The following is an 18073-nucleotide window of genomic DNA, read 5'->3' as shown; positions in this document are numbered from 1 at the left end:
TGAGAGCTCATGCCAAAATTTCTGCAAAGACGCTGGCACGGGTATCATACCGTGTGGGCGTTCTTGCTGCTGCTGGTCCTGATTATAGTGGTCAGTATCTATAACTGGGTCCTCGGTGTTGCCAGCCTCTTTCTGGCCGGCACATTGTGTTTCACCATGCTGCAGGCCGAGCTGTCGTTCCGCCGCAACCTTGTAGATTATATTAACGGCCTCTCCTTCCGCATTAAACGGGTGGAAGGTGAGGCTGTAAGTATGCTTCCCTTAGGGATTATCCTGTACAGTGAGGACCGTACAGTGGAGTGGAATAACCGCAATGCCAGCCAAATCTTCACCCGCAAGACTCTTGTGGGTGAAGATATGCAAGAGCTGATGCCTGATGTCATTGCCTCTCTGAAGAATATACCGCAGAAGCGCGAACCTGCCAAAGACGGTGCGCTGAAGGATCACCGCCAGGAGATCACGGTCGATGACCGCTATTATCAGGTGGTGGTGATTCCAAGTGAACGTCTGCTCTATCTCTACGATATCACTGAGCTGGTGGTCCTGCGTGAGCGGTATGAGGAAGAAAAGCTGGCGATCGGTATTGTAATGATGGACAATCTGGATGAAGCAGCCCAGGGAATGGACGATCAGCAGCGCACGTCACTGATCGCGAAGGTAGCCAGCGAGATTACGGAGTGGAGCAAACAGTTTGAAGTCTATCTGCGCCGCCTGTCCTCAGAGCGGTATCTGATGCTGCTGAATCACCGCAGTCTCCAGGCGCTGGAGGAGAGCCGGTTCGTTGTACTCGATGAGGTCCGCGAGATGACGGCTGATCTCAAGGTGCCGATGACGCTCAGCATAGGCCTTGCCTATGGCTCGGAATCGGCCAGTGAGCTCGGAGCTCTTGCCCAGTCGAGTCTGGATATGGCACTGGGCCGAGGCGGCGATCAGGCGGCTGTGAAGGCGGGCCAGCGGCTCTCCTTTTACGGCGGCAAGAGCAATGCCGCAGAGAAACGGACGAGGGTACGGGCACGGGTGATCGCCCATGCCCTGCGCGATTTGATGCAGGAGAGCGACCGGGTGCTGATTATGGGGCACCGGGTGCCTGATATCGACGCTGTAGGTGCAGCAATCGGCCTGCTCAAGGCTGCACAGATGTACAACGTGGAAGCCAGTATTGTAATGGAGACGCCGAATCCGTCCATTACCCGCATGATGGAGCAGATCCGTAAGGATGAAGCGCTATACAAGACCTTCATCACGACAGAGCAGGCGCTGCAGGTCATGACAGAGCATACGCTGCTGATCGTTGTAGATACACATAAGGCTTCCATGACCATGGAGCCGCGGCTGGTGCAATACGCCAGCCGGATCGTCGTAGTAGATCATCACCGCCGGGGAGAAGAGTTCATCAATGATGCAGTGCTCGTGTATCTGGAGCCTTATGCATCTTCAACCTGTGAGCTGGTGACCGAGCTGCTGCAGTATATTCACGACAAGATCAAGCTCAGTCCGCTGGAGGCTACCATGCTGCTGGCGGGCATTACGGTTGATACGAAGCATTTCGCACTGCATACCGGGTCGCGGACCTTCGAGGCAGCCGGCTTCCTGAGGCGTATCGGGGCAGATACGATTCTCATTCAGCGCATGCTGAAGGAGGATCTGCAGGAGTACATCTCCAAGGCGGAGATTATCAAGCATGCGCGGATGGTATACGATCATATCGCGCTGGTGGTTACTGCGCCGGGAATGAAAATTCCACAGCTGCTGATTGCCCAGACGGCGGATACGCTGCTGGGGATGACCAATGTGGTTGCCTCATTCGTGATCAGTGAGCGGCCTGATGGACTGATCGGCATCAGTGCCCGGTCACTGGGGCGGATGAATGTACAAGTGGTTATGGAGAAGCTGGGCGGCGGCGGACATCTGTCCAACGCGGCTGTACAGCTTGAAGGAACCAGCAAGGAAGCAGAAGCCAGACTGCTTGCAGTACTGGCCGAAATTGAAGCGAAAGAGGGGCTATTCGAATGAAGGTCATTTTCATCAAGGATGTTAAGGGTCAAGGCAAGAAGGGGCAGGTTAAAGAGGTATCGGAAGGTTATGCAGCCAACTTCCTGCTGCCGCGCGGACTGGTTCGTCCGGCTACCGATGGCAATGTGAAGACGCTGGAGAACCAGGCGGCAGCGGAACAGCGCCGTAAGGACCAGGAGAAAGAGGAAGCTGTTCAGCTCGGCAAGAAGATTGATGAGCTGACCCTGACGCTGAAGGCCAAAGCCGGCGAAGGCGGCCGTCTGTTCGGGGCAATCACCAGCAAACAGATCGGCGAAACGCTGGCCGCTACGCAGGGAATCGTGATCGACAAGCGCAAGATTGAGCTGAGCGATCCGATCCGCCATGTAGGCACGTTCCAGGTAACAGTGAAGCTGCACACTGAAGTAAAGGCTAACCTCACGGTGCAGGTAACGGAGGAGTAGAATGGGTGGAGATCTCTTTTTCGATCGGGTTCCCCCGCAGAATCTAGAGGCAGAACAGGCCGTACTAGGTGCGGTTCTGCTGTCGGATGAAGCGCTTATTACCGCGATGGAGCGGGTGAATACCGAAGACTTCTACGACAAACCGCATCAGATGATATTTGAGGCGATGGTGCAGCTCGGAGAAGAGAGCCAGCCGATTGATCTGATTACATTGACATCCCGGCTCCAGGACAAGGGTGAGCTTGAGGATGTCGGCGGTGTCAGCTATTTGGCTAAGCTGGCGCATGCAGTACCGACTGCGGCCAACGTCGACTATTATGCACAGATTATAGAAGAGAAGGCGATGCTGCGGCGGCTGATCCGTACAGCAACGCAGATTGTCAGCGAAGGTTATACGGGCGGCGAAGATGTAGGCATCATGCTGAGTGATGCCGAGCGGCGGATCCTCGAGATCTCTAACCGCCGCAGCGGCAGCGGGTTCATTGCCATCCGCGATGTGCTGATGCAGGTATTCGACCGGGTGGAGCTGCTCCATCAGAACAAGGGCGGCACTTCGGGGATTCCGTCCGGTTTTGCCGATCTTGACCATATGACGAACGGTTTCCAGCGTAACGACTTAATCATTGTGGCTGCCCGTCCATCCGTAGGGAAGACGGCATTCGCCTTGAATATTGCCCAGAATGTTGCGGTCCGTGCCAAAGAGACCGTAGCGATCTTCAGTCTGGAAATGTCCGCGCCCCAGCTGGTACAGCGTATGATCTGCGCAGAAGCCAATCTGGACGCCAATATTATGCGTACCGGTGATTTCAAAAGCGATGATGACTGGTCCAAGCTGACCATGGGGATCCAGTCGTTGTCTGAGGCTGAAATTTATATCGACGATACACCGGGGGTTACCGTTACAGATATCCGCGCGAAATGCCGCCGGCTGAAGAAGGAAAAAGGCCTCGGTATGATCGTCATCGACTACCTGCAGCTGATCCAGGGCCGCGGCAAGGCCGGAGAGAACCGCCAGCAGGAAGTATCCGAAATCTCCCGTACCCTGAAGCAGATTGCCCGTGAGCTTGATGTTCCGGTTATTGCCCTGTCCCAGCTCAGCCGTGGTGTGGAGCAGCGTCAGGACAAACGGCCGATGATGAGTGACCTTCGTGAATCGGGTTCGATCGAGCAGGATGCCGATATCGTAGCGTTCCTGTACCGTGACGATTACTACAATCAGGATACCGAGAAGAAGAATATTATTGAAATCATCATCGCCAAACAGCGTAACGGTCCCGTAGGCACGGTAGAGCTGGTGTTCCTCAAGAACTTTAACAAGTTCGTCAACTACGAGCGGGCACATGCGGAACCGTTCGCAGGTTAGGCGAATTTCGCACAATACACGAACGATCGCACATATTCAACTGCGATCGTTCGTTTTTATTTGACTTTAAAAAGTGCCGCTGTTACACTGATTATTGTGCTTTGGCGGGCTGGCCCGCCCTGGTGTCCGGGGGGCTGCGTACATAAGAAGTCCGTACAGAGCCCATATTACAAGTGGAAACAGCTTCGCTGTCCTTATAAAGGGACGGTGGGTTTCAGCGTGGAAATAGAAGGGAAATTTATGGCTTAATCATGATAATTTATAGCGTAAGCATATAAATTCTTCTATTTTGAAAAATAATGGTGCTTGCTAGCATCTACGGAGGAATGAACATGTCAACGGTAGTCGTCGTGGGAACACAATGGGGAGACGAAGGCAAAGGAAAGATCACGGATTTTCTGGCAGAGAGTGCAGATGTGGTCGCTCGGTATCAAGGGGGTAACAATGCCGGTCACACGATTCTGATTGACGGAAAGAAGTTCAAGCTCAGCTTGATTCCATCAGGTGTATTTTATAAAGAAAAAACTTGTGTTATCGGCAACGGAATGGTTATCAATCCAGAGGCCCTGATTCAAGAAATTAATTATATTCATGAGAATGGCTTTGATACGAAGAACCTGGTGATCAGCGACCGCGCCCATGTCATTATGCCTTATCATATGCTGTTGGATGCGCTTGAAGAAGACCGCAAGGGTCCGAACAAAATCGGAACAACACGCAAGGGGATTGGCCCGTGCTACATGGATAAAGCAGCCCGCAACGGTATCCGGATTGCCGATCTGATGGACGCCGAGGAATTCGAACTGAGGCTTCGTCCGTTGATGGAAGAGAAGAATCAGGTTATCACTCAGGTATACGGTGCTCAGCCGCTGGATGTGGAAGAAATTCTGACCAAATATCTGGAGTATGCAGAAGTGCTTCGCGGTTATGTGACGGACACTTCGGTAGTGCTGAATGATGCTATCGATGCAGATTCCAGAGTATTGTTCGAGGGTGCACAGGGTGTAATGCTTGATATTGACCAGGGTACTTATCCGTTCGTCACTTCATCCAATCCTTCCGCAGGCGGTGTCTGCATCGGTTCGGGCGTAGGCCCGTCCAAGATCAAACAGGTTATTGGTGTGGCTAAAGCCTACACTACCCGTGTTGGCGACGGTCCGTTCCCTACAGAGCTGAACGATGCCACTGGTGATTATATCCGTGAAACAGGCCACGAGTACGGTACTGTAACCGGCCGCGCACGCCGTGTGGGCTGGTTCGACAGTGTAGTTGTGCGTCATGCCCGCCGTGTCAGCGGAATCACGGGTCTGTCCCTGAACTCGCTGGACGTGCTGAGCGGCCTCGAAACTGTCAAGATCTGCACAGGCTACAAGTTCCGCGGAGAGATCATCACGCATTACCCGGCCAGTCTCAAGAAGCTTGCGGAATGCGAAGCTGTCTATGAAGAGCTTCCAGGCTGGAGTGAAGATATTACAAGTGCGAAGACCCTGGACGATCTGCCTGCTAACACTCGCAAATATGTGGAGCGTGTATCAGAGCTGACAGGTATTCCAATCTCTATCTTCTCCGTAGGCCGTAACCGGGAACAGACGAATCAGGTACTGCCAATCTATATCTAGATTGAAGCAGAATGAATATGAATTACAGGAGCAGGGGCCTCGGAGGAGGCTCCTGTTTTTGTGTTTTAGCAGCTGTTAGGCTGCTTTTCTATGGATAACAGAGGTTTCCCGGGCCGGGTTCTAGTCAATACTGAGAGATAGGATCACCAAGGACTGATTCTCCGGAGATGAATAGAGCAGAGCATAAGGGAGCGATGATGATGAAACTAATGAAACGGACGCTTGGCATATGTCTGATTGTTGTACTGGCCAGCGGGTTGTCCATGCTGACGACTGCGTATGTGGTCAATACGTATATCCAGTCAGTGCTGGCAGGCTTTGATATTAAGGTAGACGGGCCTGAGCCGGGTATGCTTGGCTTCGTGAAGAGTCTGACGGGGATGGGAAGCAGCAGTTCCTCGTCTAAGGATACTAAGGATACTAAGGATACAAATAAAGAGGCAGACTCAAGCAAGGTAGACGGAGAAAAAGGAACTGGCGGAGATCCTCCTGCGAGTGACACGGGGGATACGGTGGACGAAACAATGCCTGAGGATGCGCTGCCTGTAATGGGACAAGCGGCGGCCGGAGAAGAACAGAATGAGCGTGCACTGGATCAGGAGCTGGTGATGACGCCAGGCGCACTAAACGACTTGAAGGAGAATCTTCCTGCTGATGAGAAATCCAATATCTTCAATATTCTGATGAAGAAGCTCCCGCAGGAGGAAATGCTAAAGATTTCCTCTGCTATGGAGGGCGGGTTGACAGAGAGTGAGGTAAAGGAACTACAGGAGATCATTGCGAGGTATGTGGATGAGGAGGAATATGAGTCCTTAATGAAAATGCTTACACCTGATTCTGCACCCTCCACGCAAAATTAAAAAATGTCACTTTTTGGACACGGTATATCTGTTTAAAACGCATATTTTTGGATTAAACCCGCGATTTTCGCGGGTTTTGTTGTGTGAAGAAAGTTGAAATTTTTCTTCAGGCTATGGTACAGTAAAAAAGGACTATGAGGGGTTAATTTTTTGTAACCTTTTCCGGGCCCAAAAAAGCAGCAATATTCATACTCATGCAAACAGATAAATAGATGACGTACAACATATAAAAGGGGCTCTAAAAATAAGTTTATCCGCTAAGGCGGACCGTATGGGCGGACTGAAAGGGAGAGTTTGATGAAAGGTTTTAAGTTTATGCGCCGGATGGGGAAACTGCGGAACAGTGAAGAAGCATCCGCAGGGTCCGGTGCAGCAGGTCAACAGGGGAACAGCACCTCCAGCGAAACCCGGATCTTTCATCCGGAAACCAAACCACGCAGACTCCGGCGTTCATGGATTGTTGCTACTGCCGGTCTGGTTCTTCTGACTACCTTCCTGGTCGGAGCGGAGAAGAAACATGTTGCGGCGAATACAGTAACCTACTACAAGGTGCTGGTGAAGGGTGAAGAGATCGGAACTTTAAGTCAGGATTCGGACCTTAACAAGCTGTTTGAAGCGAAGAGACGGGAATATCAGCTTAAGTATCCGGATTCCGTCATGGTGCTGCAAACCAGCGGCATCACGACAGAGGCCGCCGAGGCGTACAAACCGGAGATCGACAGCGAAGCTACACTGGACAAGCTGGATGGCATGCTCAAAGCCTATGCGGTAGGCGTGGAATTGACGGTTGATGGTAAACCGCTCGGGATCGTGAAGGATCAGGAGACGGCAGCCGCAGTACTCGAGGCCGTGAAGGCGCACTACACTCCGCAGGCTGCAGCTGCTGGCGCGAAGCTGATGAAGACGGCGGCCAAGACGACAGCATCAGCATCAGCTAAGGCAGACCAAGTGCAATCGGCGGCCATCCGCGAGGAAGTCAGCATTGTTCCGGTCAAGGCAGATCCCAACAAGGTGCTTAGTGTAGAGGAAGCTGTGAAGGTGCTGACGGAGGGCAAGGAGGAGCCGCTGGTCTACTCGGTTCAGGAAGGGGACACGGTCTCTGCGATCGCTTCCAGATTCCAGATTACCCAGGCCGATATCTTCCGCAACAATCCTGCGGTTAAGGAGCTTAGCCTGCAGATCGGGGATCAGTTGCAGCTGACGGTTCCCCAGCCTGATCTTACGGTCGTAACTGTGGAGCAGGTAACTGAACAAGTGGTTACAGAGCCCGAAGTTATTGTACGCAAGAGCGACCAGCTGGCGGCAGGCAAGAGAAAGGTGGTCCGTGCCGGCCAGACGGGACTTAAGACGATGCAATACAGACTGACCAAAGAAAATGGTCTGGTGGTCCAAGAAGAGTGGCTGGGACAGACGGTTGTAAAGGCTTCGTTGCCTGAAGTGGTCTATTCCGGTACCAAGGTTGTCGGTGAAGGAACAGGAATGTTCGCCTGGCCGGTTGCCGGAGCTACGATATCCAGCAGTTACGGCGAGCGTTGGGGACGTGCACATAAGGGAGTCGATCTTGTATCCGGCAACCGTACGATCAAAGCGGCTGATGCCGGTACGGTAAGCTTTGCCGGTGTGCAGAGCGGATATGGTAATGTGGTTATCGTCAATCACAACAACGGATACGTTACTTACTACGGACACTTAAGCAGAATTTCCGTCTCCGTCGGCCAGAAGCTTGGACAGGGCAGCCAAATAGGCATTATGGGCAACACCGGCCGCTCAACAGGAACCCATCTGCACTTCGAAATCCGCAAGAATGGAACAGCGATCAACCCTATGAAATATCTGAAATAATATATATATTTTAAGCTCCGAATATAGAATGACCAGCCGTCCGGATAATTTCGGGCGGTTTTTATTTAGTTAGATGTGACGCCCGGACAGGTATGTTAAAATAAAGGAATCAAGGACCTGAGTATCGTTAGAAAGGTGAAGCGGAGCATATGCAAATGGGCACGATTCTGGTAGTGGATGATGAACAACCTATTGCTGATATATTGAAATTCAATCTGGAAAAAGAGGGCTATGAGGTTATCTGTGCGTTTGACGGCAACAGTGCTGTAGAGCTGGCTCTGTCCAGACGACCGGACCTGATGCTGCTTGACCTCATGCTGCCCGGCAAGGACGGAATGGATGTGTGCCGTGAGGTGCGCTCTGCGCATCTGGATATTCCGATCATTATGCTTACCGCCAAGGACGGAGAGATTGATAAGGTGCTGGGCCTGGAGCTGGGTGCCGATGATTATGTGACCAAGCCGTTCAGCACACGTGAGCTGCTGGCCAGGGTCAAGGCCCAGATGCGCCGCCAGCATAAGCCGGCCGTGTCCGAAACGCCAAGCGAAAGCGTGGAGAGCAAGCAGGGGGTATATCATTTCGGCTTATTTATCGATACGGATATGTATCTGGTCTACAAAGACGGCGAACCGCTGGATCTGACGCATCGTGAATACGAGCTGCTCTATTATATGATCCGCCATGCCGGCAAAGTAATGACCCGGGAGCATCTGCTGCAGGCCGTATGGGGCTTCGAATATTTCGGTGATGTGCGGACCGTGGATGTAACGATCCGCCGGCTCAGAGAAAAAATTGAGGAGAATCCCAGCAAGCCGGAATATATATTCACACGGCGCGGACTCGGTTATTTGATGCATAGCCCCAAAAGCGGAGGGCTGTGATGAAAGCACTGTCCTTTTTCCGGACGATTCAGGCCAGGCTTATCGTTATTTATGTGCTGCTGATTCTGATTGCGATGCAGCTGATCGGCGTGTATTTCGTCAGCTCCATGAAGAATTCACTCACAGATAATTTCACCAAGGACCTGAAGGCGCGGGCAGAGATGCTCTCGATCCTCACCGCCGACAAATTCGGGAGTGAGACGGGCACGGCAGATGAAGAATCTGCGGTGGAAAGTCTGCGCGGTATGGTGAACAATCTGTATATTAACGGCGCAGAAATTCAGGTGCTGGATGCAAGCGGCAAGATTATTACCACCTCAGTTCCTTCACAGAACGATTATGTGGGCCAGCGCAATACCCAGACTGTTGTCAGCCGTGCCTTGCAGGGGATCAGCGACAACGAGGAATATATCATCGCGGATGACAATGTGCGCAAGAAGGTTGTGGCCAAGCCGGTAATTTCCGGTGACAAGGTCGTAGGGGCGATCTATATCGCAGCAGATATGAAGGATTTATACGCCACAATGAGCCGGATCAACAGCGTATTCCTCTCGGGGCTGCTGCTGGCGCTCGCGCTGACAGCGGTGCTGGGGGTTATACTCGCGCATACGATCACCCATCCGATTAAAGAAATGACCAAGCATGCCACAGCGGTGGCGGAAGGCCGCTTCAACCGGAAGGTTCCCGTCTTCGGCAATGATGAGATTGGCCAGCTGAGCCAGGCCTTCAACTATATGACGGACAGGCTGCGCGAAGCGCTGTCGCAGAATGAAGAGGAGAAGGAGAAGTTGTCCTCCATCCTGGCGAATATGAGTGATGGTGTGGTTGCGACGGATGAGAGCGGCGCAGTCATTCTGATGAACACCCGTGCTGCCTTGATGCTGGGTGCGGAAGGGCCGCTTCCGGAAGGAGCGCCGCTCGATGAGCTGCTCGGACTTGACCATGAGCAGTCAGGATCGCTGGCTCAGGGCAATGCCCAGTCGGCAATGCTGCATCTGTCCCCGATGGGCGGAGAGGACCCTAATATTGTGCGGGTCACCTTCACTCCGATCCACCGCCGTGAAGGCGGGCGGATCGCAGGGACGATTGCGGTGCTGCAGGATGTTACCGAGCAGGAGAACCTCGAAGAGTCCCGCCGCGAGTTCGTGGCGAATGTATCCCATGAGCTGCGGACGCCGCTTACAACGATTAAGAGCTATGCGGAGGCGCTGGATGATGGTGCGCTGGAGGATCCGCAGCTGGCCGTGCGGTTTGTCGGGGTCATCCGCAACGAGACAGAGCGGATGATCCGGCTGGTTACCGATCTGCTGCATCTGTCGCGTCTGGATTCCAAAGAGTCCAGTCTGCGCATTCAGCAGACGGACATTTCCGAGATGCTGGAGGATGTGGCGGACCGCTTCTCCTTCCAGATCCGCCAGAAGCGGATTCATATCAGCACCAGAGTGCACAAGGAGATAGCCACTGCCTGGCTGGACCGCGATCAGATTGATCAGGTGCTGGGCAATCTGGTCTCCAATGCCCTGAAATATACGCCGGAAGGCGGAACGATCCGGCTTGAAGCGCATAAGACTGAGGACGGAATGCTCGCAGTATCTGTACGCGATTCCGGGATCGGGATTCCGAAGAAGGACATTGAACGCATATTCGAACGCTTTTACCGGGTTGATAAAGCCCGCTCGCGGAATATGGGCGGCACGGGTCTCGGGCTGTCCATTGCCCGGGAAATTGTCAAAGCGCACGGCGGCTCCATTTCCCTGCAGTCTGAGCTGAATGAAGGCTCGCTGGTAACGTTCACGCTGCCTTTGATGAAGCATAGGGGGAGTGAGGCGTGAAGGAGAAAATCAAGTCATGGATGCTGGTCTTGCTGATACTCGGAAGCCTCGTGGAGAGTTATTACCTGATTTACAGGCTGCCGGGCAGCGACTCGGCGGTGTTATCGGAGAATCTGTATGTGAAGACCGATATTATGGGCCCTAAAGAAAAGGTCGAGAATCTGCTCTATCCCGATAAAATGATCATTCATATGGGCGAAGACAAACACACGCTGTTCTATCCCAGCTCAACCTTCTATAATCTGATTCTGAACCGGCTGAAGGGACGCAGCTTCGAGAGCTTCCAGCGCCGCTCGGTGCAGGACTTCGACTGGAATAAGATCCGCCGGGAGAATCCGGGCATTGAGCTGTCCTTCGGGGCAGGTATTCCGGTAACGCTGCTGCAGCGGGTGATGCAGATCTCGCCGGACTCGCTGTTTGAAGGAGAGAGCATCGACCGGATCTGGATTTACAATATCAAGAATGATTCCAAAGCACATGCCATCTTCTTCAGCACACGCGGTGATATTGTCTATGAGGCGGCGAAGGCGGACCTGACGGTGCAGGACGTGCAGCAGCATGTGGACTTCGGCAAGAACCTGACACCTTATACCTCTGTGAACGGCGAGTATTATGTGCCTGAGGCGGCCATCCCGCTGGTTGAGGTAGTGATGCCTGCGGGTAAGTATACGATTGAGCAAATGCAGAGCAATCTGTTCATCGATGCGGGCAGCACAAGATATATTCCTGAGAAGGACGGCTCCAAGATCTACACCGACAGCAAGCGCAGCCTGCAGGTGGATCAGGAGCAGAACTGGATGAGCTTCAGCGATCCTGCCGCCCTTCCGGATGGAGACAGTACACCGGCGAAGGATGCGCTGGAGGCGGTGGATTACGTCAATATGCATGGCGGCTGGAACGGAACCTACAGGCTGGCTGCTACAGAAGAAGGCCGGCAGGACCGCAAGGTATCTTTTCAGCAATATTACGGCGCCTACCCGTCAGGTTCCTATCCGATCATGAGTGATTCTCAGCTCCAGTACGGAGTGATTCATCTGGAGCTGCAGCAGGGGACCGTATCCTCTTATGAGCGCTCCCTGATGTATATGGATGAAGAGAAGTCGGAGAAAACAATTGTTGAGCTGTCCGGGGGCGAAGCACTGAAACAGCGTCTTGCCCAGATTGGAAGCTCCCTGCGGATTACTGATCTGACCCCCGCCTATATGCCTACGCTGACAGGGGAGAAGCTTAAGCTTCATCCGGTCTGGCGGGTTACGCTCAGTGATGGCAGTGTGCTGACGCTGAATTAGATTAAGATTATCTAAGGAGGAAACGGTATGGACTGGGGAAGAGCCAAAAGTGTATTAATCTACGCCTTTCTGGTGCTGAATCTGCTGCTATGCTATCAGCTATGGATAGATGTGCGCGATCAGGTCAGCGCGGGGCTTGACTTCACTTCCCTGTCCGCAGAAACGCAGGCGGTGATGGAGGAGAAGGGCATCCGGCTGCTGTGTCCGATTCCGGCTGCCACTCCGCAGCTGCCTGATATCACGTACCGCTATTCCGGAGAAGAGCAGAACGAAGTGCCGGTGAAGCTTAATGAGCCGATCGACAGCAAGCTGATGTATTCCTCGTTCTCCGAACTGAGCAGCCTGCTGGAGAGCCAGATTACGGATATTGCGAATTACCGCTTTGATTCACAGGAGAGCGAGGTGGGCAAGTTCGTGCTTCATCCGCTGGTGGACAATAAGTGGTCACTGTTCAGAGTAAGGCTGGAGCTGATTAACAGTGACCAGAAGATTGTGGCGTACCGCTGGCCGCAGATTGAGATCGGTGCCAGCCGGAGCGATAATCTGCAAAAGGTGCTTCCGGCCTCGCAGGCGCTCAGCAGCCTGATCGAGAAGTATTTCCCGGCCAATTCTGCGGTGAAGGAGATTGAGCTTGGCTATTACGGTGAATTATTCAACTCCGAGAGCCAGGTGGCTTCGCCGATGTGGCGGTTTATGCTGGAGAACGGCAGCGCCTATTACGTGGATGCAATAAGTGCGGACATTATCAGTCCTAAGACAACAGAGTAGAAGGAGCAGGAGAGATATGGGGATTTCATTTACAGTACTGTCCAGCGGTTCTACCGGGAATGTGACGGTGGTGCGTAACGGCGAGACCACGCTTATGATCGATGCGGGCCTTAGCGCGAAGCGCATTGATGAGCTGCTGGCCATGCGCGAGCTGACGGGAGCAGATTTAGACGGGATTCTTGTGACCCATGAGCATTCCGATCATATCAAGGGGCTGGGGGCGATTGCGCGCAAATACGATCTTCCGATCTATGCGAATACCAATACCTGGGGAGCGATAGAGAAGGGAATCGGCAAGATTGCTGAGCATAACCGGGTCATTATGGAAACCGGGCAGCACCGGGATTTCGGCAGTATGCGGGTAGAGTCGTTCGCGATTTCCCATGATGCTGCGGAACCGGTAGCCTACAATTTCTACGACGGCAAAGAGAAGCTGTGCGTAGCGACAGACCTCGGGTATGTCAGTGATAAGGTGAGGACGGCAATATCCGATGCCGATGTGCTTGTGCTGGAATCGAATCATGATATTGAGATGCTGCGGATGGGGCGTTACCCGTGGAATACGAAGCGGCGGATTCTTGGCGATCTGGGGCATCTGTCCAATGAGGCGGCGGGAGCGGCGCTCAGCGAGATACTGACGGGGCGGACCAAACGAACCTATCTGGCCCATTTAAGCAGAGACCACAATATGATGGATCTGGCGAAAATGTCCGTACGCGGGGCGATGGAAGACCGGGGCTGCTTCTTCAAAGACAGCGAGTTCAGGCTCTGTGATACTTATTATGACCGGCCTACGCCATGGGATAAGGTGAGCCAGTCATAAGACGGTCCAGTTCAGCGATTTGGTGCTCCAGCTCCTGACGGGTGAATAGCCCTTTGGCAATCAGCAGCTCGATCAGTGCACTTTGGACAAGAATCAGATGATAGTGTTCATCCTTGAGATCCCCCAGCTTGCCGATAAACTGTACCAGATCCATACTTGTTGAGAATGACTCCATAGTCCGGCCCTCCTTTTAAATGAATTGTAGCAGTAATGTAAATATTTCACATGTTATTTAACACAGAAAAAATGTGGGCGGCGCTGTTGCCTGTGATACAATCATATAGAGCGTTCCTTTAAGTTATGAGCTGTTTGCCGCTTCTAATTCTAGTGTAGTCTTTTAGGTTGCAAAATATTCCGGATACAAGCTTATAAACTTTTTAGTAGGTTGCAAGAATAGGAGAGCCCCCTTGCGCTTAGAAACCACAGGAATGTGGTGAATGAATCAAGTGAAACCTTTTAGCACTTTGTGAAGTCTAAGAGATATAGCGGTTAAGCTCGGGCGTGGTTGCTTGGCGTTCAGGTCTTGAATGCGGTGGCAATAGAGGGGAGAGGATGTAACGTGGGATTGTTTGATGATGATTTCTATTCAACCAAGGTGTCGCGGCGCAGAGCCGGCAAACAGGGTACCTCCAAAGGATACGCCGAAGGGAAATGGTCTGTCCGCAGATCGCGGCGTTCACTGGCTACATGGCAGGTATCGCTGATCTGCTCCGTATGCAGTGCGGTAGTGGCTGTATTGCTGTTCAGTCTGGTTACGGGACAGCTGACCGAGGAGAAAGCACAGGCTCCGGCAGTAATTGATAATGTGGCTGTGAGCAGTGCAGACCCGTATGACCGGATTATTCAGGCTGCCGCGCTTGTCCGCCCGGCGGCAGTAAGCATCATTAATCATAAGGAAGACAACAAGGAACTTAATATTCTCGATGAGTCTGCATTAGGATCGGGAGTTATCTATAAGAAGGACGACAATAAGGCATATATCATTACCAATAATCATGTGATTGAAGGCTCCGGCAAGCTGGAGGTTGTTACCGTGGATGGTGTAACCCGCAAAGCGGAGCTGATCGGTACCGACAAGGTGAGTGATATCGCAGTGCTCTCTATTGATGCCAAAGGGATTAACACGGTTGCACAGATCGGGGATTCCTCCAAACTTCGTCTGGGGGAGACGGTCATTGCGATCGGGAACCCGCTGGGCCTCGGCGATACGCTGACCTCTGGCATTGTCAGTAATACAGAGCGGACGATCCCGGTATCTCTGAACCAGGATGGGGTATACGACTGGGAGCAGGAGGTTATCCAGACTGATGCTGCCATTAATGAAGGCAACAGCGGGGGCGCACTGGTTGACCTGGACGGCAAAGTGATCGGCATCAACACGATGAAGATTTCGGATACGGGCGTGGAGGGGCTGGGATTCGCGATACCCGCCAACCATGTGATGGAGACAGCAGATGAGCTTGCGGCTAACGGGAAAATTGCCCGTTCCTACCTGGGTGTGTACTCTGTGGATTTGAACAATCCGTATGTACCGCTGGCTGAAGACCAGCGCAAAGAGCTTAACCTTCCAACTACGGTAACCGATGGGGTTGTGGTATTGGATGCAGTGGGTCCGGCTAAGGATGCAGGCCTGCAATTCAATGATGTAATTACCAAGTTCGATGAGAAGCCGATTACATCCACCTTGTCCCTGCGCAAGTATTTGTACGATCACACCAAGATCGGTGATGATCTGCAAATTACATTTTACCGCAATGGTGAAGTGAAGCAGGTGACGGTACAGCTTCTTGAGAAACCCGAGGAATAAAACCGGAAGCTGCCGTATATAATATTAAGGCAGTCAGGATAACGGAAACGGTTCAGGCCGTCCTCTTATGCAAAATTTAAGAGGACGGAGCCCGTTTCAAGACCAAAATAATGGGGTAAACATGAATATCGGCTATAAATATTACTATTTAGACCAACTGGTAACCCTTACATTGGGAAGAAGTCCTTATAAGGGAAAAAACGGAGAAATTCGGATAGGACAGCTTGCCTTTGTTAATCAGGTGTGGTAACATGAAATTATTCATACAATTGATACCTAATTCTCGCATTGAAAAGGGCTGTCAAATGAATCACAACCTTTCTCAATGTGTGAATTTTTTCTTTGTCTGAAGATAAAAAGAACATATTAATTTAAATTTGTGGAGGTAACACACATGCAAACAGGTACAGTTAAATGGTTCAACGCAGAAAAAGGATTCGGTTTCATCGAAGTTGAAGGCGGAAGCGACGTATTCGTTCACTTCAGCGCAATCACTGGCGACGGCTTCAAAACTTTGGACGAAGGCCAACGCGTTGAATTCAACGTTGTTCAAGGCAACCGCGGACCACAAGCCGAAAACGTTGTAAAACTGTAATTAATAGAAGGTACCGTCCCCGCTTGTGAAAGTTGGGACGGTCTTTTTTTATCGTTACTGAGCTTGTAACATAAAGGAAGGGAGGAACGGCAATGAACTACCGGAAGAAGCCTTTGGAGGAAGTACCGGAAGAAAATACCGCAATATGGGCCTGTACCAACGATGGATGTAACGGATGGATGAGGGATAATTTCGCATTTGAGCATGCGCCTTCTTGCCGTCTCTGTCATTCCCCGATGGTTCGTAGCATGAAGATGCTGCCGCAATTGCTTAATTCGAATGGCGATCTCAAATCGCTTAAGAAGGGTATTTCCATTACCTAAACCAATGCCTTTATGAACCAAGACAACTATAAATGATAGACAAATCCAAGACGGTGAAACCGTCTTATTTTTTTTGCTTTCTAACCGTAATATTGTGATATTTGTCACAAATTTATTGAATTTCATGCTCAAACAGGGTGTATAATGTGATAATTATCACACTTTAGGCCCTGGAAATTTGACAGAATAGACATATCGAATGGGGAGAAGGAAGGGGAGAAATATGGATACAGTAATACTGTCGCGTATACAATTTGCGTCGACGACGATTTTTCATTATTTCTTTGTGCCGGTATCGATCGGACTAGCGCTCTTAATTGCTATTATGGAGACCATGTACGTTAGAAAAGGCAATGAAGAGTACAAAAGAATGGCGCAGTTCTGGGGGAAGCTGTTCCTCATTAACTTCGCAGTAGGCGTAGTGACAGGGATATTGCAGGAGTTCCAGTTCGGAATGAACTGGTCTGACTATTCGCGCTTCGTCGGTGATGTTTTTGGAGCCCCGCTAGCGATTGAAGCCTTGTTGGCATTCTTCCTGGAGTCCACGTTCATCGGAATCTGGATCTTCGGCTGGGATAAGGTATCCAAGCGTATTCATCTATTATCGATCTGGCTGGTAGCCTTCGGAACGATGCTCTCGGCATTCTGGATTCTGGCCGCCAATTCGTTCATGCAGCATCCGGTAGGATTCCAGATCAATAATGGACGGGCTGAAATGAATGATATCTTCGCATTAATTACAAACGGTCAGCTGCTGGTGGAGTTCCCGCATACAGTACTCGCCGCATACGCTACAGGCGCATTCCTGGTAACAGGGATTAGTGCTTATAAATTACTTAAGAAGCAGGACGTTCCCTTTTTCCGGAAATCGTTCGAAATCGCAGCCATTGTCGGTATTATCTCTTCATTTGGCGTAGCGGTTGCCGGACATGCCCAGGCGCAGTATCTGGTGGAGACCCAGCCGATGAAGATGGCCGCGTCCGAAGCATTATGGGGTGAGAGCGGAGACCCGGCACCTTGGACGATTTTTGCCAATATCGATACAGATAATAAAACCAACAGCAATGAAATTCAGGTTCCGTATCTGCTAAGCTTCTTGTCTTACAGTAAATTCTCCGGTGAAGTTAAGGGTATGAATGAGCTGCAGGCGGAATATGAACAGAAATACGGTCCAGGGGATTATATCCCTCCTGTCAAAACAACGTTCTGGAGCTTCCGCATCATGGTTGCGGCAGGCTCGCTAATGATTGCGCTTGGTGTGTATGCCATCTACCTCATGTGGCGTAAGAAGATGGACAAACCGAATACCTGGTTCATGCGGTTCATGTTCTGGGGGCTGCTGCTTCCGCCGATTGCCAACACCTCAGGCTGGATTATGACGGAGATCGGGCGTCAGCCATGGACAGTATTCGGACTTATGACTACGGAAGACAGTGTATCACCTAATATTACAAGCGGACAGGTGCTGTTCTCGGTGATTTCGTTTACCGCAATCTATGCCATACTGGGTGCGGTAATGATCGGCCTGTTCATCAAGGTTATCAAAAAAGGTCCTTATGCTATGGATAACGAACACGGCGAATCCCACGATCCGTATAACAAGGAGGACTAACCC

At 51.6% G+C, this 18073-nt stretch carries 16 protein-coding genes; 15 read left to right on the top strand and 1 reads right to left on the bottom strand.

Annotation, left to right across the window (positions count from 1 at the left end; translation table 11 throughout):
- Positions 1–9: 9 nt before the first annotated feature.
- From R50912_RS32790 to R50912_RS32740, 11 genes are all read left to right on the top strand, one after another.
- Positions 10–2013, top strand: coding sequence for a DHH family phosphoesterase (locus tag R50912_RS32790; protein ID WP_042241206.1), 2004 nt, complete (start codon positions 10–12; stop codon positions 2011–2013).
- Positions 2010–2456, top strand: a complete 447-nt coding sequence (gene rplI / locus R50912_RS32785) for a 50S ribosomal protein L9 (RefSeq protein ID WP_039295840.1) — start codon at positions 2010–2012, stop codon at positions 2454–2456. The genes R50912_RS32790 and rplI overlap by 4 nt, the downstream gene beginning before the upstream one ends.
- Position 2457: 1 nt before the next feature.
- Positions 2458–3819: a replicative DNA helicase gene (dnaB, locus tag R50912_RS32780; protein WP_042140590.1), complete on the top strand. Its 1362-nt coding sequence runs from the start codon at positions 2458–2460 to the stop codon at positions 3817–3819.
- A 332-nt stretch (positions 3820–4151) separates the two neighbouring features.
- A complete protein-coding gene (locus R50912_RS32775; protein ID WP_042241203.1) occupies positions 4152–5438 on the top strand; it encodes an adenylosuccinate synthase in 1287 nt (428 codons plus the stop codon).
- Positions 5439–5638: 200 nt separating this feature from the next.
- Positions 5639–6298 (top strand): hypothetical protein, encoded by a 660-nt coding sequence (locus R50912_RS32770; protein WP_042241200.1) that lies wholly within the window; start codon positions 5639–5641, stop codon positions 6296–6298.
- 297 nt (positions 6299–6595) lie between these two features.
- On the top strand, positions 6596–8140 hold the full coding sequence (locus R50912_RS32765; protein WP_042241198.1) for a M23 family metallopeptidase: 1545 nt from the start codon (positions 6596–6598) through the stop codon (positions 8138–8140).
- Positions 8141–8289: 149 nt separating this feature from the next.
- Entirely contained in the window at positions 8290–9021 is a 732-nt protein-coding gene (gene yycF, locus R50912_RS32760; protein WP_042241194.1) for a response regulator YycF, read from the top strand.
- Positions 9021–10853 carry a cell wall metabolism sensor histidine kinase WalK gene (gene walK / locus R50912_RS32755; RefSeq protein WP_042218681.1) on the top strand — a complete coding sequence of 611 codons (1833 nt, stop codon included), beginning with the start codon at positions 9021–9023 and terminating at the stop codon, positions 10851–10853. The genes yycF and walK overlap by 1 nt, the downstream gene beginning before the upstream one ends.
- Complete coding sequence (locus R50912_RS32750) at positions 10850–12142, top strand: YycH family regulatory protein (protein ID WP_042241191.1); 1293 nt, start codon at positions 10850–10852, stop codon at positions 12140–12142. Before walK ends, R50912_RS32750 begins: the two co-directional genes overlap by 4 nt.
- Positions 12143–12169: 27 nt before the next feature.
- Positions 12170–12910 (top strand): two-component system regulatory protein YycI, encoded by a 741-nt coding sequence (gene yycI / locus R50912_RS32745; protein ID WP_042218678.1) that lies wholly within the window; start codon positions 12170–12172, stop codon positions 12908–12910.
- 16 nt (positions 12911–12926) lie between these two features.
- Entirely contained in the window at positions 12927–13733 is an 807-nt protein-coding gene (locus R50912_RS32740; protein WP_042218677.1) for an MBL fold metallo-hydrolase, read from the top strand.
- On the opposite strand, the gene R50912_RS32735 is transcribed toward R50912_RS32740, so the two are convergent.
- Positions 13702–13908 carry a hypothetical protein gene (locus R50912_RS32735; RefSeq protein WP_042241188.1) on the bottom strand — a complete coding sequence of 69 codons (207 nt, stop codon included), beginning with the start codon at positions 13906–13908 and terminating at the stop codon, positions 13702–13704. The two genes, R50912_RS32740 and R50912_RS32735, sit on opposite strands and share 32 nt — an antisense overlap.
- A gap of 384 nt (positions 13909–14292) precedes the next feature.
- Here R50912_RS32735 and R50912_RS32730 point away from each other — a divergent pair, with 384 nt between their 5' ends.
- The 4 genes from R50912_RS32730 (at position 14293) to R50912_RS32715 (ending at position 18070) form a co-directional block, all read left to right on the top strand.
- Positions 14293–15540, top strand: coding sequence for a S1C family serine protease (locus tag R50912_RS32730; RefSeq protein ID WP_042241185.1), 1248 nt, complete (start codon positions 14293–14295; stop codon positions 15538–15540).
- A gap of 394 nt (positions 15541–15934) precedes the next feature.
- Positions 15935–16135, top strand: coding sequence for a cold-shock protein (locus tag R50912_RS32725; RefSeq protein ID WP_019914582.1), 201 nt, complete (start codon positions 15935–15937; stop codon positions 16133–16135).
- Positions 16136–16227: 92 nt separating this feature from the next.
- Positions 16228–16458 (top strand): cold-shock protein, encoded by a 231-nt coding sequence (locus R50912_RS32720; RefSeq protein WP_039295880.1) that lies wholly within the window; start codon positions 16228–16230, stop codon positions 16456–16458.
- Between the two features lie 223 nt (positions 16459–16681).
- Positions 16682–18070, top strand: a complete 1389-nt coding sequence (locus R50912_RS32715; RefSeq protein ID WP_042241182.1) for a cytochrome ubiquinol oxidase subunit I — start codon at positions 16682–16684, stop codon at positions 18068–18070.
- Positions 18071–18073 lie beyond the last annotated feature (3 nt).

Source organism: Paenibacillus sp. FSL R5-0912 (genome assembly GCF_000758605.1).
GTDB lineage: Bacteria > Bacillota > Bacilli > Paenibacillales > Paenibacillaceae > Paenibacillus_AQ.
This window is presented reverse-complemented; position numbering and strand designations above follow the sequence as displayed.